At 70.5% G+C, this 13,951-nt stretch carries 11 protein-coding genes and 2 pseudogenes; 7 read left to right on the top strand and 6 right to left on the bottom strand.

What is annotated here, in order from left to right; genetic code table 11:
• Positions 1–390 precede the first annotated feature (390 nt).
• Complete coding sequence (locus tag VAB18032_RS14180; protein WP_148272277.1) at positions 391–768, top strand: MmcQ/YjbR family DNA-binding protein; 378 nt, start codon at positions 391–393, stop codon at positions 766–768.
• A gap of 46 nt (positions 769–814) precedes the next feature.
• Here the strand turns inward: VAB18032_RS14180 and VAB18032_RS14175 are convergent, their stop codons facing one another.
• Positions 815–2,650, bottom strand: coding sequence for a family 43 glycosylhydrolase (locus tag VAB18032_RS14175; protein ID WP_013733540.1), 1,836 nt, complete (start codon positions 2,648–2,650; stop codon positions 815–817).
• Between the two features lie 212 nt (positions 2,651–2,862).
• On the opposite strand from VAB18032_RS14175, the gene VAB18032_RS14170 reads away from it, so the two are divergent.
• Both VAB18032_RS14170 and VAB18032_RS14165 read left to right on the top strand, forming a co-directional pair.
• Entirely contained in the window at positions 2,863–3,726 is an 864-nt protein-coding gene (locus VAB18032_RS14170) for an MBL fold metallo-hydrolase (protein WP_013733539.1), read from the top strand.
• The gene (locus VAB18032_RS14165; protein ID WP_013733538.1) at positions 3,723–4,316 is read left to right on the top strand and encodes a DedA family protein; all 594 of its coding nucleotides are present in this window, start codon (positions 3,723–3,725) and stop codon (positions 4,314–4,316) included. Before VAB18032_RS14170 ends, VAB18032_RS14165 begins: the two co-directional genes overlap by 4 nt.
• On the opposite strand, the gene VAB18032_RS32865 is transcribed toward VAB18032_RS14165, so the two are convergent.
• The 3 genes from VAB18032_RS32865 to VAB18032_RS14150 form a co-directional block, all read right to left on the bottom strand.
• Positions 4,237–6,537, bottom strand: coding sequence for an alkaline phosphatase family protein (locus tag VAB18032_RS32865; protein WP_013733537.1), 2,301 nt, complete (start codon positions 6,535–6,537; stop codon positions 4,237–4,239). The two genes, VAB18032_RS14165 and VAB18032_RS32865, sit on opposite strands and share 80 nt — an antisense overlap.
• Positions 6,538–6,602: 65 nt before the next feature.
• Positions 6,603–7,343, bottom strand: coding sequence for a DUF4184 family protein (locus tag VAB18032_RS14155; RefSeq protein ID WP_013733536.1), 741 nt, complete (start codon positions 7,341–7,343; stop codon positions 6,603–6,605).
• A 26-nt stretch (positions 7,344–7,369) separates the two neighbouring features.
• The gene (locus tag VAB18032_RS14150; protein ID WP_043720677.1) at positions 7,370–7,744 is read right to left on the bottom strand and encodes an MmcQ/YjbR family DNA-binding protein; all 375 of its coding nucleotides are present in this window, start codon (positions 7,742–7,744) and stop codon (positions 7,370–7,372) included.
• Between the two features lie 114 nt (positions 7,745–7,858).
• Between VAB18032_RS14150 and VAB18032_RS14145 the strand changes: the two genes are divergently transcribed.
• On the top strand, positions 7,859–8,323 hold the full coding sequence (locus VAB18032_RS14145) for an aminoacyl-tRNA deacylase (RefSeq protein WP_013733534.1): 465 nt from the start codon (positions 7,859–7,861) through the stop codon (positions 8,321–8,323).
• Positions 8,324–8,441: 118 nt separating this feature from the next.
• Here the strand turns inward: VAB18032_RS14145 and VAB18032_RS14140 are convergent, their stop codons facing one another.
• A complete protein-coding gene (locus VAB18032_RS14140) occupies positions 8,442–8,768 on the bottom strand; it encodes a hypothetical protein (RefSeq protein ID WP_013733533.1) in 327 nt (108 codons plus the stop codon).
• A 290-nt stretch (positions 8,769–9,058) separates the two neighbouring features.
• Between VAB18032_RS14140 and VAB18032_RS32330 the strand changes: the two genes are divergently transcribed.
• Positions 9,059–10,684: a hypothetical protein gene (locus VAB18032_RS32330; protein WP_013733532.1), complete on the top strand. Its 1,626-nt coding sequence runs from the start codon at positions 9,059–9,061 to the stop codon at positions 10,682–10,684.
• A gap of 380 nt (positions 10,685–11,064) precedes the next feature.
• Here the strand turns inward: VAB18032_RS32330 and VAB18032_RS14130 are convergent.
• A pseudogene (locus tag VAB18032_RS14130) lies at positions 11,065–12,441 on the bottom strand (LVIVD repeat-containing protein); the annotation flags it as partial.
• Positions 12,442–12,684: 243 nt separating this feature from the next.
• On the opposite strand from VAB18032_RS14130, the gene VAB18032_RS14125 reads away from it, so the two are divergent.
• Positions 12,685–13,413, top strand: a complete 729-nt coding sequence (locus tag VAB18032_RS14125) for a DUF305 domain-containing protein (protein ID WP_126712004.1) — start codon at positions 12,685–12,687, stop codon at positions 13,411–13,413.
• Between the two features lie 183 nt (positions 13,414–13,596).
• Positions 13,597–13,797 (top strand): annotated as a pseudogene (locus tag VAB18032_RS30760) (mycothiol transferase); the annotation flags it as partial.
• Positions 13,798–13,951 lie beyond the last annotated feature (154 nt).

Raw genomic sequence — 13,951 nt, 5'->3', positions numbered from 1 at the left:
CCGGATCCGCGCGCCGTGCGGCGCGCAGGCGGTGATCAGGGTTGTGGCGAGCACAGGCAGGGCGCAGCGAGATCCGATGCGGGTGTACGGAAAGCGCGGGGCTGCCGGCGGCCGACGTGGGGTGGGCCCTGCTGAGGAGTTGGTGCCGTGCCGATTCCGGCGTCGGCGACCCGCGACCGGGTCAGCGGCCGGGACAGAGCGCGCTGCCGGTGCGGCCGTAGTCGACCGCGCGACGGGCGGTCAGCAGCAGAGGCATAGCCCTAGTATGCCCGTAGGATTTATGGGCGATCAAGGCGGGTGGGCCTGTGACCTGCGCCCCAGCGCCGTCGGCCGCGACTCGCGCTGCGTCAGGCGGTGGAGTCGGTCACGCCACTGCCGTACGGTGAGACGATGATCGACCCGGTGAACACGATCCGTCAGGTGTGCCTGGGGCTGCCCGAGGTCAGCGAGCGTCTGAGCCACGGCACACCGACCTGGTTCGTCCGCGACAAGAAGTGTTTCGCGCAGCTGTGGCCGGACGGCCACCACCGCAACGACTTTCCGCACCTGTGGTGTGCCGCGCCGCCCGGCTCGGCCGTCGAGTTGATCGCCGCGGACCCGGACGTCTACTTCCGGCCGCCCTATGTGGGGCACCGCGGCTGGGTGGGCGTACGCCTCGACACCGGCGTGCAGGCCGACGAGGTGGCCGAGGTCATCGAGGACAGCTACCGGATCGTGGCACCGAAGACGCTGGTGGCCCGCCTCGACGCCGCCGTCACACCGGGCTGAGCACGGTGGTGGGCCCGACGCCACGGCCGGGCCCACCACGGTCAGGTCACTGCAACGACACGTCGTCGAGATAGAAGCTGTCGGTGCCCGAGGCCGTCTCGACGTAGAAGCGGGCGTTGGACAGGGTGCCGCTCCACGACACGGTCGCCGTACCGGTGAGCTGGGTCCAGCCGTTGGCGTTCACCGTCGCCGCCGGGGTGAGCTGGACGTAGCTCGTGGTGCCGTTGGCGGTCACCGCCAGGGTCGGCCGCACCGAGGGGGTGCCGCTCTGCGAGCGTACCCACAGGGTCGTGGTGTACGTCCGGCCGTTGGTCAGCGCCGAGGTCACGTCCTGGCTGGGGCCGTTCCACGATCCGGTACGCCCGGAGTGCAGCAGCGACCGCGAGCCGCTGCGGACGACGGTGGTGGCCGACGACAGGGTGCCGCTGCCGAACACCGACCAGCCGGTCGTGCCGTTCTCCATGGTGCCGTTGGTCAGCAGGTTCGCGCCGCTGCCCGAGCCGGCGGTGAACCGCCAGTTGTTCAGGTTGAACAGGTAGCCGCTGCCGCCGGTGAAGCGCAGGTAGAGATCGCGGGTGCCGGTGGCGCCGCTGACGGTGCACGAGGTGTTGGCCCAGTTCTGCCAACCGCCGGTGCCGGCCACGGCACAGCTGCCGACCAGTGGGCCGGTGGCGCTGTCCAGCCGCAGCTCGATGGTGCCGCCGCTGGTGGCCGAGGCGACCCGGGCGGTGAACGACGACGCGCCGGCGCCGAAGGCGACGCCGCGGACCCGGATCCAGTCGCCGTTCTCGATGAACCCGACGTTCACGCCGCCCTCGCTTGACGCTTCGGTCTCGATGCCGTTGCCCCAGTTGATGGTCTCGGCCTCCTGGGTGACGTACGGGTTGAGGGTGCCGATCTGGGGCGCGCCGGCGGTGGTCATGTTCATCACCGGGATCGACCCGTCGGCGTTGTAGGAGAAGCGTTCCACCGCCACCGAACGGGTGTAGCCGCTGCCGCCGGGCAGGGCACCGTTGTGGTAGAAGAAGTACGAGTTGCCGGCGTAGTCGATGATCCCCGGGTGGTTGGTGAAGCTGGCGCCCTGCCGGGGCATGACCGTCCCCCGGTAGGTCCACGGTCCGGTGGGTCCGGGTGCGGTGGAGTAGCCGATGAACTCGCTGCAACACTCGGCCGCGAAGACGTTGTAGTAGACGCCGTTGCGCTTGTAGACCCAGGGGCCTTCCTCGTACAGCGTCGGACGGCTGGAGTTGCCGGTGCGGGTGCCGAAGCCGGCGGTGGTCAGCGGGATCTGCGTCGGGCTGCCGGAGAACGAGATCATGTCCTGGTTGAGCCGGACGTACCACAGGTTCGGGTTGCCCCAGTAGAGGTAGGCCTGACCGTTGTCGTCGATGAAGGCGTGCGGGTCGATCTCACCGTTGCCGACCAGCGGGCGGCCGAGCGCGTCCCGGAACGGGCCGGTCGGTGAACTCGACACCCCGACCCCGATGACCATCTGCCCGTTGGACCGCTGCCGCACCGGCACGTACCAGTAGAACTGGCCGTTGCGGGCGACCACGTGCCCGGCCCAGGCGTTCGCGTCCGCCCAGGCGAACGTGCTCAGGCTCATCGGCACCCCGTGGTCGGTCCAGTTCGACATGTCCGTCGTCGAGAAGACCCGCCACTCCTTCATGGTGAAGTACGTCGAGGCGTCCTCGTCGCGGCCGGTGTAGACGTAGAGCCGGCCGTCGTGCACCAACGGCGCCGGGTCGGCGGTGTAGACGTGCTGGACGAAGGGGTTGTCCGCCTTCGCCGGTGCGGCGAGGAACGTCACGAGCATCAGCGGGACGGCCAACCAGGCGAGCCACCGTCTGACCGGCCGGCCGCGCAGGGGTGCGAATTCCATTGTGGACTCCTGAGGGTGGTGGAAGGGGTCCGACGCCCGACCGGTCCGGGACGGGACCGCCGCGCGGGGCGGGTGGGGCGGGACCACGACGTCGACAGCCGGTCGAGCCATCCGAAAACGGCGATTGTTAGCGCCAACATCGAGTCATCGGCCCTCTTGGCTCCCGCACGCGACGCTAACATGTGAGCGATCACATAACAAGAAGTCCATCGATGCCTGCCGCCCCGGCGGCGCAGGGCTGGTCGGTGGCGGGTGCGGGCGCCCGACCGGCGGCCGGATACGGTGGCAGGCATGGCGACGGTACGGGTGACGGTGTGGTCGCACTGACCTGGCACGGGCACAGCACCGTGTGGCTCGAGGATTCCGGCACCCGGCTGCTCACCGATCCGCTGCTGCGTGACCGGCTGGCCCACCTGCGCCGTCGACGTGGCCCGCTCCCCCGGCTGCCCGGTGCACCGGACGCCGTACTCGTGTCGCACCTGCACGCCGACCACCTGGACTTCCCGTCGCTGCGCCGGCTGCCCACCCGGACCCCGCTGGTGGTGCCGGCGGGCGCCGCCCGGCTGGTCCGCCGGGTCCTCGGCCCGGCCGCCGGCACCTGCACGGAACTGTCGCCGGGCGAGCAGATCACCATCGGCCGGGTCACGGTCCGCGCCGTACCCGCGCATCACCATCCCGGCCGTGGCCCCTGGTCCCGGCAGCAGGCGCCCGCCATCGGCTACCTGATCGACGGTCAGGCCCGTACCTGGTTCGCCGGCGACACCGGCCTCTTCGACGAGATGGCCGACCTCGGGCCGGTCGACCTGGCGCTGATCCCGGTCGGCGGATGGGGTCCCACCCTCGGGCCCGGTCACCTCGACCCGCCGGCGGCGGCCGAGGCGGTACGCCGCGCCGGCGCAGCCTGCGCGGTGCCCATCCACTACGGCACCTTCTGGCCGATCGGCTGCGACCGGATCCGCCCCGACCGGTTCCTGCACCCCGGCGACGACTTCGCCCGGCACGCCACAGCCGTCGCCCCGGCCACCCGGACAGTGGTGCTGCACCCGGGTCAGTCCGTCACCGTGCGTCAGTCGTGACCGCCACGCTCGGCGCGCTGGCCTGGCTCGCCGTGGTGGTGCTGTTCGGCGCCGTCGTCCCGGTGGTGCCGACCGGCGCGGCGGTCAGCGGCGCCGCCGCCCTCGCCGCACACCAGGATCCGGTGACCGTGCTGCTCGTCGTACTCGCCGGGGCGATCGGGGCGTACGTGGGTGATCTGGCGGTCTACCTGGCGATGTGCTGGGGCGGAGAGCGCTTCGCGCGGCGGCTGCGTTGGCTGCGCGGCCCGAACCGGCTCGACCGGGTGTCGGCGCGGGTACGCGAGGGCGGGGTGACGATGTTCCTGGTGTCCCGGCTGATACCCGGCGGCCGGTTGCCGGTGCTCCTGGCGGCGGCGGTGTCCGGGCTGCCCTGGCGGCGTTTCGCCGTGGCCAACCTGCCGGCCAGTCTGCTGTGGTCGGCCCTGTACGCCGCGATCGGCGTGCTCGGCCGGGCCATCTTCCCCGAACCGTGGCAGAGCGTGGTCGCCGCGATCCTGATCGTGCTCCTGATCAGCCAGGCACTGGGCTGGTGGGGACGCCGACGCCCGCTGTCGGTTCCGCCACCAGCGTCACCGGCTCCGCCGGCCTGACCGGCCCGGTCGGGCTGGTCGGGCTGGTCAGGCTGGTCGGGTTAGCCGGGCTGGCCGGGTTGTCGGGTTGACGCAGGCCGAGCCGGTGCAGCCAGCCGAGCAGTTGGCGATGCACCGCGTCCGGTCCGACCAGTTCGCCCTGCTGCGGCCAGTCGGCGGGATGGATGAGCACGGCCTCGTTCTGCCACCCGCCGAGCCCGCCGTGGCTGCCCACCAGTTCTTCGAACGCCGGCACCTCCTCGAGGCCGGGTTCCACCGCGCTGATCACCACCAGGTCGCCGACGTGCGCCATCTGCTGGTGTCGCAGCAGGTCGTGCCGAGCCCGCGGCCCGTAGGGCGTCAGCGGATCGTCGCCGTCGACCTGGCCGTCGGACAGCCGATGGACTCCCCGCGCGCCGATGGCCAGCGGGCCGGCGGCGGAGTCGACCACCACCAGGCCGATGCCGGGATGGGCGGTCAGGCCGTCGATCAGCCCCGGGGCCACGGCGTCCACGCGGTCGCGGGTCAGTCGTCCCGGATGGTGGGCCAGGTAGATCATCGCCAGGTTGCCGGAGGCCACCACCACGGTCTCCGGCTCGTTGTGGTCGACGGCCGGCGCCGGGTCGGCCGCCGCCGGCGTTCCGGTCGCCGAGCGGGCCGCCACCCGGGTCGCCGTGGCGGTCATCCCGCTGCGGCCGGTGACCTCGGTGAGCAGCCGGTCGACCCGCTCCCACGTCTCGGGGCGGCCACCCGGCTCGTCGTCGACCGGCGCCGGCAGGATCTCCTGCGTGGCGGTCAGCCGCCGTACCAGCTGGGTCAGCGACTCGCCGTAGCGCTGGCGGAACGTGGCACCCTGGCTCTGCCCGTGGTCGCTGAGCACCACGACGTGGTAGCGCCGGGCCCCTTCGGCGGTCAGCCGGTGCAGGATGCCGAGGGTGTGGTCGAGCGTCTCCAGGGCCGCCATCGCCTCCGGGCGGGCCGGCCCGGCGTGGTGGGCCACCTCGTCGTAGTCGACGAAATCGCAGAAGATCACTGGTGCGCCCCGGGCCATCTGCTCGGCGATGAGCGCGACGTTGAGGTCGCTGAGCAGGCTGGCCAACGGCCGCACCGCCAGGTAGGAGCCACCCCGGTCGGCCCTGGGCTGCACTCCGCGCACCCGCCGCCGTCGGGCCCCGTGCAGTTCCCGTAACACCTGACCGGCTCCGAGCACCACCGCGCGGGCGAAGCCGTACGGGCTGGTCATGAAGGCCGCGTAGCCCGGGGTGGAGCGTCCGGGCAGCCCGGCACGGCTGATGGTGAACAGGCTGGTGGGAGCGTCACCGGAGAAGGCGGTGCTGATGCTGACGCCGCCGTCGCGCAGCAGACCCCGGCCGGTGGAGACCCGCCGCTCGACCTCGGCCGCGTCCCGGGGACGGCTGGTGACCACGAGCCGACCCGGTTCACCGTCGGCTGTCGCCTTCTCGTACCAGCGGTAGGCCGGCACGTGGTCGACCTCGCCGTACAGCAGGCCTGCCTGCGCGGCCGGGGTGGTGGCGGGCAGCCCGGTGTGCCAGCGGGTCATCCGGTGACTGCCCGACCGCAGCCAGCGACCGATGGTCGGCAGGTTGCCCGCACGCACCGCCCACTGCACCACCGGCGCGGCCACCCCGTCGAGCTGAATGATCAACAAGCCGGCAGCCGGTTCGGCATCCTCGGTGGACGTGGCAGCGGCCCGACGCCACGGTCGCCAACGCGGGCGGCCGTCGAGGCTGCGGCGGACCCGACTCATCAGCCGCAGCATTTCACTGACGAACGAGTCGTCGGTGCCGGCGTCGGCCAACCAGTTGACCATCGCGGCGAGCGCCACGGCCAGCCAGGCGGCGGCGAACGCCACCGGAAACCCGGCCACGTGCGCCTCCGGCGCCAGCCGCAACGCCACGTACATCACCAACGCCTGGACACCCACCCCGATGGCCAGGGCACCGAGCCCGCCGAGCGCGGTGGCCAGCGCCAACAGCAGCGGGCGCAACACCGCACCGACCGCGGTGACCAGGCCGACCAGCCACAACAACCCGACCAGGCCGGTGGTGGTCACCCCGGGCAGCAGCCAGAAGGTGGCGCTGAGCACCACGAACGAGGTCACCATGCTGCGCAGCAGCGCCCGCATCCGGGCGAGGGTCGGACGATGGTAGTCGCGCAACATCCGCAGGCCGAGCCGGACGGTCTCGGGTTGAGCCTGTCCGGCAGCCACCTGCGGTTCCATCCCGCCACCATGCCACAGCCGAACCAACAAGATCCAAAAGGCCGGTCGGTGGACGGTGTCGACGCTCAGCCGGACCGGCGGGCCGGCCAGAACCGCACCACGAGGACACCGGCCAGCAACGCCGCACCGACGAGGTGGATGAGGCGTACGCCGGTGGCGGCGGGAGACGACGCGCCGGGCAGCATCGGCACCGTAACCAGGCCCACGGCGGCAACGACAATGACGGCGCCCCAGAACGCCTTCGGGCGGGTGGCCCGCTCGGGTATGTCCGTTCCCCTGGCGTCGGGTCGCCCGAGAAGGGCCAGGCACCAGATCGCGACGACGGCACCGAGCGCGGTGCTGGTCAGATCCGACACCGTCCACCAGGCGACGTCGGTGACGCTCGACCAACGGACACCGAACACCACGGCCAGCCAGTCGTCCGTGTGGGTGAGCCAGTCCCAGGCAAGGTGGCTGGCCGCACCGACCAACGCCGAGGTGACGGTGACCCACAAGCGATGGCCGCCGCCCGCCGGCGGCCCGTCGACCCACCACCCGAACCGGCGGTTCTGCGGCAGGTGGGCCGCGACAGTGCCGATCGAGGACCGGAAGATCCGGGCGTACGCCAATGCCACGGGTAGGCACCACCAGACCAACGCGGGCCAGGTGTGCGTGTCCGGGAAGCCGGGCCCATCCGCGCGGTACATCAGGTGGGCCACGTCCGGTGCCACGGCACCGGCCGACAACGCCACCCCGTCGAACCATCGTGGCCGCCACAGCTTCAGCGGCAGGACCGCCGCCAGATGCGAGGGCAAGGTCAACGGCACCGCGGAAGTCTAGTGGTCGGCGCCCGTCAGCCGAACCGGTCGTCAACCTCGGCCGCGACCGACTCCGGGGCGCGCATCCGCCAGGCATCGGTGACGAGTTCGGCGAGGCGCTCGGCGTCCACCCGCGTCAGTCGCAGCATGACCAGGGGCAACCCGTCGTAGCCGGGGGTGGTGAAGAAGGTCTCCGGCTCACCTAGCAGCAGCGCCTGCTTCTCGGCCTCGTCACCGACGTACAGCACGGCGATGTCGGTGCGGATGGTGCGGGGCTTGCCCGGGCGACGCTCAGGATAGGACCAGACGAAGCCCTTGTCCGCCACCCGGAAGTCGAAGCCGTCGCTGTCGATCTCCACCACCTGGGGCAACGCCAGCGCCAGGCGCCGCACGTCGTCGGCGTCAGCCATCGTGGCTCCCACCGGACACAGCCTGCTGCATGCCGCCAAGGCTAGTGCGCGGGTCCGACATCACGACGTCCGCGTACCGACCTGCGCCGACGGGTACGACGATAGGCTGTCGTCGTGTCCACGCCGGCTCTCGACGCACTCGCCGCGGCCGGCCTGCGCCACCAGGTCGTCGAACACGGCCCGGTCCGCAGCCTCGACGAGGCCGCCGCCGCACTCGGCGTGGCGGTGCCCGATGTGGTGAAGACCCTGGTGGTACGCCGCAGCGACGACGACTACCTGTTCGTGCTCGTTCCGGGTGACCGGGTCATCTCGTGGCCCCGGCTACGGGCGCTGCTCGGGGTGAACCGGCTGTCCCTGCCGGACGCCGACACGGCCAAGGCGGTGACGGGCTACGAGCGGGGTGCCATCACCCCGTTCGGCGCGACCAACCGATGGCCGGTCGTGGCCGACGAACGGATCCGGGGCCGCACGATCACCCTCGGTACCGGACGACACGGTACGGCCGTGCTCGTCGAGGCCGACGCCGCTCTGGCAGCACTCGCGGCCACCCTCGCCGACATCACCGACCCCGCCGACTGACAGCGAGCCTGCTTCCAGCGGACGGTCATCGACTCCGTTTCGCTGAAACGGCGGTATCCCGCCACTGCGCACCCCGCCGTTTCGGCGAAACGGCGCGCCGCGGCAGCGGCCCGGTGTCTCACCGGCTGGACAGCGCCTTTTCCAACTGCTCCTTCGACATCGAGGAGCGGCCCTTGATGCCACGCTTGCGCGCCTCGTTGTAGAGCTGCTCCTTGGTACGCCCCTGCGCTCCGCTGTGCGACCGCTTGCCGCCGCGATGTCCGGACGAGACGTCGTCGAGCGACGATCGGCTCGCGGTACGCGACTCGCCGGCCCGGGCCCGTTCCTTGTTCACCGTCCGGGCGGCGATCTCCTTGGCGCGGCCCTCCCCCACGCCACGCTTCTTGGCGCTGGCCTTGATGTGTTCGTACTGCCGTTCCCGCTTGGGACTCGATCCTGCTGGCATCGCTTTCCCTCCGCACGACCTGGGACGGGGACTCCTTCCGGTGCAGACATGCCCAGGTCCACCCAGGCCAAACACATCGACGGTCGACGTGCCGATGCTCCCCTCGACCGGTGCCGATGCTCGCCTCGACCGGATGGGCGCAAGGACGGACTTCCCTCCGCCCTGCCACCGGCGACACGGCGGGGACGCGGCGACAGTCGACGGATACCGCGGTCGCGGGCCGGCCGTGAGCACTGATTCGTAGGGAAACACCGGATTCGGCGTAGGGCCGGACGACATAGCGTCGGAGGATGCTCAGAACTCCGTTCGCGGGCCGGATCGACGCGGTCGCCGTGCGTCGCTGGGTGAGCGGCGCGCTGGCCCTGACCTGCGCCGTCGTGCTGACCGCCGGATGCAGCAGGGTCAAGCTGCCAGGTGGCGGCGGGGACGCCGACGACCGATACGGGTACGCCCCGAAGCCGGACGACTCAGTGGTCTACCAGCCGGACGTGGTGCTCGTCGAAGGCGGCGGCAAGGCCATCCGCTCGGTCAGTGACGACGGGTTCACCTATGTCGTCGACGGTGACGCCCCCGGGGCGGACGAACTCCAGCCCGGCAAGATCATGTTCGCCACCAGTCAGGCGGTCGGCCGGGTGGTACGGGTGGAGAACTCCGGCGGCGACCGGGCGGTCACCCTGGCTCCGGTGCAGCTGACCGATGTGGTCCGCGACGCGGACATCACCTTCGACCAGCCGCTCGACCTGACCGCGCAGCAGTTCAGCCCCTTGCCCGACCTGCTCGGCGAGGTGGTCGAGGAGGACGCACCGGCCACCCCCGTGCTGCCCGACGCGGCGGACGCCACCGGCCTGACCGGCAACGCCATCGGCCTGGGCGGCGGCATGGGCGGCGGTGCGCTCGGCCTGAGCGGGCGCACGGGCGGCGGCACGCTCGACCTGCGCGGGGGCACCGGCGGCGCGCTCGGGCTGGGCGCGAACGAGAGCGAGTTGTCCGACCTGCGGATCGCCGTACCGCCGATTGTGCTCGGGCCCGCTCGCGCACCTGGCGGCGGGGGCGCGACCCACAGCATGGAACGCAAGATCGGCGGGTGGGGCGTGACCGCCTACCTGGGTCGTACCAAAGTGGGCCTGACCGCGCAGCACAGCACGGCGGCCTCCGGCCTCAAGGTCGACTTCGACATCCAGTTGCTCCTCGACAACCTCCGGCTGTCGGGCAACGTGAAGGTGACAAACGGGGTGATCCCCCACCCTCGGTTCCGCATCGACGGGGTGCACGGTCTCGCCATCACCGTCGCGGCCGGCGCGCAGGGTGGGCTGAGTGACAACAAGAAGGCGCGCATCGAGCTACCGATCGAGTTGTCGCAGCCGATCATCATCGGCGGCTTCCCGGCGACACTCAAGCAGACGTTCAAGTTCCTCGTCCAGACGGCGTTCACCGCGAAGAACGGCAACATCTCGGGCACCGGCCGGTGGGGTCTGACCGGACCGATCGGTTACGAAGGGGGTTCGGTGCTCACCCCGACCTTCTCCGTGCAGGAGAGCATCATGCAGTCGCTGCGGGGGGTGTCGGTCGGTGTCGAGGCGATCGTGGTGGCCGCGGAGTTCCGCTTCGGTCTGATGCTCGGTCTGCCGGTGGCCGGTGCCGGGCCGTTCGTCGGCGTGGTGGCCTCGCTGGGGTTGACCAACGGTTCGGCGGCCGGTCGGGTGGGTCTGCCGTTGGCCGGGCCGGCGGTGAAGTGTCGGGGTACCACGCTCGTGGTGACCGCGCGGGCGGGTGAGGGCCTCAACGTTTCCGCGCCGTTGGCCAAGGCGATCGAGGTCGTGCTGGGGGTGCCGATCCCGAAGGAGGCGACCTTCGTCAGCAAGGACATCATCAACCGTACCGTCGTCGAGCCGGACGTACCCCTGTGTCGTGAGTGAGGTGCCGGGCCGCGCGACGTGCCGGGGCCGGACCGGGCTCCGGCCCGGCGGGAATCCGCCGGGCCGGAGCTGTGGTGCTGTGGTGACGGGGGTACGGATCAGCTGGTCCGCACGGATCCGTTCACCTTGGTGTCACGGATGGTGGCGCCGGGGGCGTTCACCGAACCGTTGACGCTGCTCTCCACGATCGACACCACCGAGGCGCCGGTGGCCTGGATCGAACCGTTGAGCTTCGAGTCGAAGACGATCAGACCGGCGCCCGGGTTCACCTTGATCGCGCCGTTCTGCGTCACCCCGTCGAAGCAGGTGATGCCGGACTTGATGGTGAGGCTACCGTTCTGCCGTCCACGCAGGACGGTGGTGCAGGACGGGTAGCTGGGCTGGGTCTGGACGTTCAGCTCCTCGAAGGCGATCGCCCGCGCGTTGTTCGTACGCGGGTCGTCCAGCTTGAGGACGTCCAGGCCCTTCTGAATGTCGTTCGAGTAGATGTAGCCGTTGTTCCAGTACGCCGACCAGGATCCACCGAGGATGTTCCGGGTGTCCGACAGCGGACCCCGCTCCCAGTAGGCGATCTCGAACGGGTTGGCGGAGTCGGTGAAGTCGATCACCGAGATGCCGCCCTGGTACCACGCCTGGACCATGATGTCGCGGCCCATGGCCGGGATCAGCGAGCCGTTGTGGGCGACGCAGTTCTCCCGGGTGCTGTTCTCCCGCGGGATCTTGAAGTAGCTCTTGAAGACCAGCTGGCGGTTGGCCCCGGAGCCGACGATGTCGTAGATCGCGTTCGCGCCCTGGTTGGTCCGGTAGTTGGACGTGCAGATCGCGCCGCTGCCGCCGCCGAGCTCGTCGGTGAAGAGCACCTTGGTGCCGGCGTTGTTGAAGGTGGCCGAGTGCCAGAACGCGAAGTTGGTGTCGCGGACCTTGCTGAGGACGACGGGGTTCTCCCGGTCGGAGATGTCCATCAGGATGCCGTCACCCATGCAGGCGCCGGCCGCGAGGTCCAGCTCCGGGTAGACGGTGATGTCGTGGCAACCGCTGGTGTTGGTGTTGCCGCCGTCCGGGAAGAGCACCGGGGTGGCGACCACGGAGGCGCTGGTCGGGTTCGCCACCGGGACCTTGATGATCGAGATCTTGTCGTGCGGCGGCCGGCAGTACGCCGCACTGGCCGACGGGCTGTACGACTGGACGTAGACGTAGACGTCCTTGCCGTCCTTGCTCGGCGCCAGCGTCAGGGTGTGCGACCCGCAGTCGGTACGGACCGACTTGATGTACTGCGGGTTGGCCTTGTCGCTGACGTCGAAGATCCGGACACCCTCCCAGTGGGCCGCGTTGGCCACCGAGCCGGAGCCGCTGCTGCACGAGTCGTCGCTACGGGGCGAGTCGACCGCGAAGAACAGCAGGTTGCCGAAGACCGACGGGTCGCCCTGCCCACCCGGGCAGACGACCTGGCTGACCACCTGCGGTGAGGCGGGGGTGCTCACGTCGTAGACGGTGAACCCGTTGTAGTTGCCGGCGAACACGTGGTCGCCCTGGAACGCCAGGTCACTGTTGTACGAGGACTCGGCGGCGAAGCCGCCGAACTTCGGCACATTGGCGATCTGGGTGAGGTTGGCGCTGCTGACGATCTCGTCAACGCCCGGGATCACGTTCGCGGCGGCGCTCGCCGGCGCCGCCGCGACCGTGCTGAGGAGGAGGGCGCCGGTGGCGGCGAGGCCGAGGATGGCCCTCCGCTTCCCTCGCGCGGTTGGTTGTGACATGTAGTTACACCCTTCGTCGTGGGTGAATTGGGGGTAGCGGGACGATAACCTGCGGGACCGCGAATTTTTGTGATTTGGGTCACAGTTGACCGGACGCCATGATCACGATTAGGCAACACCGGGAGCACGAACAACCGCAGGAACGACTAATGACGTCTTTTCCACGTCCCCAACCCCTGCTGTCATATCCGCAGGCCGCGTTACGATCCCGGCCAACCTCGGGTCCACGGCGGGAGGCAAGTCGTGCAAGGCGTACGGATAGGCAAGGTTCTCCGCCAGTCACGGGCGGTCGTGCTGGTCGAACTGGCGGTGCTGGCGGTACTCGCCGTCGGGGCCGCGGTGCTGTTCCTGCAGCCGGAGGACACATCGGAGCCGGCGGCGACCGCCAGCCCGACGCAGGCCATCGAGTTGCCCGGCCTGCCGGACTCCACCGCGCCGGTGTTGTTGCCCGGCCGCCCCGGCGAAACGGCCCGGACTGCCCCGGCGAACGAGGTGTCGGCCCTGCCGCGCCAGCCGCACAACAACGCGGACATCCGCTTCGTCACCATGATGATCCCGCACCACGAGCAGGCGCTGGTGATGGCCCGACTGGTCCCCGACCGAGGCGAGAACGAGCAGCTCAAACGCATCGCGGAGCGCATGCTGGCGGCCCAGGAGCCCGAGATCAAGTTCATGGAGAACTGGCTGGCCGAACGCGGTCTGGACCGCAACTCCGGCGGCGACCACCGGCACACGATGTCCGGTATGCAGTCGGCGGAGGCGCTGAACCGTCTCACCGCCGCTCGCGGCGCCGACTTCGACCGGATGTTCGTCGTCATGATGACCGAACACCACGAGGGTGCGATCAAGATGGCCAACGAGGCGCTCGTGCTCGGCAGCGAACCCCTCATCAACGAGATGGCCAGCAGCGTGGTGGTGGAGCAGAACGTCGAGATCAACCGGATGCGCGAGGCGCTGGCCAGCGGAGACTGACCTACGGGTACGGGCGGAGTCGACCACGCCACTGCCGTTCGTCGGGCCAGCGGCGCTTGTCGGACGAAGGCGTGGAATGTCGGAGGTGGCCGATAGCGTGCGGGCTGAAACCGACGAAAGGGGCCCGTCATGACCGAGCCGCCGTAGACCTGGGCTAGCTTCATCCAGCACGGTGCAACGGCGATGCCGAGCGTCACCGACCCGGCCACCTTCGAACAGCGAGCGCAGACGTTCCAGATGTTGCCCGGCGAGACACTGGCCGGCATCCTCGCGGCCTACGACACGGTCGCCAAGCACACCGACGACCTGATCCGCACCCTGCCGGATCTGGACGCCAGCCAACCCCTGCCCGACGCACCGTGGTTCGAGTCCGGTGTCCGCTGGTCGGCGCGCCGGGTGCTGCTGCACCTCGTCGCCGAGACGTCCCAGCACGCCGGTCACGCGACATCATCCGCGAGTCCATCGACGGCACCAAGAGCATGGGCTGACAGCCGGAGCACCGGCGTGGCGGCAGGTCGCAGTCCTGTCAGGACGGCCA

It is taken from the genome of Micromonospora maris AB-18-032 (assembly GCF_000204155.1).
GTDB lineage: Bacteria > Actinomycetota > Actinomycetes > Mycobacteriales > Micromonosporaceae > Micromonospora > Micromonospora gifhornensis.
Note: the sequence above shows the minus strand (reverse complement) of the source record. Positions and strands in the feature narration are given on the sequence as shown.

What these genes read in the sequence shown, in the direction of transcription:
- VAB18032_RS14180 (WP_148272277.1), top strand. Translation starts at nt 391, where the DNA reads ATGATCGACCCGGTGAACACGATCCGTCAGGTGTGCCTGGGGCTGCCC.
- VAB18032_RS14175 (WP_013733540.1), bottom strand. Translation starts at nt 2,650, where the DNA reads ATGGAATTCGCACCCCTGCGCGGCCGGCCGGTCAGACGGTGGCTCGCC.
- VAB18032_RS14170 (WP_013733539.1), top strand. Translation starts at nt 2,863, where the DNA reads ATGCCTGCCGCCCCGGCGGCGCAGGGCTGGTCGGTGGCGGGTGCGGGC.
- VAB18032_RS32865 (WP_013733537.1), bottom strand. Translation starts at nt 6,537, where the DNA reads ATGGAACCGCAGGTGGCTGCCGGACAGGCTCAACCCGAGACCGTCCGG.
- VAB18032_RS14150 (WP_043720677.1), bottom strand. Translation starts at nt 7,744, where the DNA reads ATGGCTGACGCCGACGACGTGCGGCGCCTGGCGCTGGCGTTGCCCCAG.
- VAB18032_RS14140 (WP_013733533.1), bottom strand. Translation starts at nt 8,768, where the DNA reads ATGCCAGCAGGATCGAGTCCCAAGCGGGAACGGCAGTACGAACACATC.
- VAB18032_RS32330 (WP_013733532.1), top strand. Translation starts at nt 9,059, where the DNA reads ATGCTCAGAACTCCGTTCGCGGGCCGGATCGACGCGGTCGCCGTGCGT.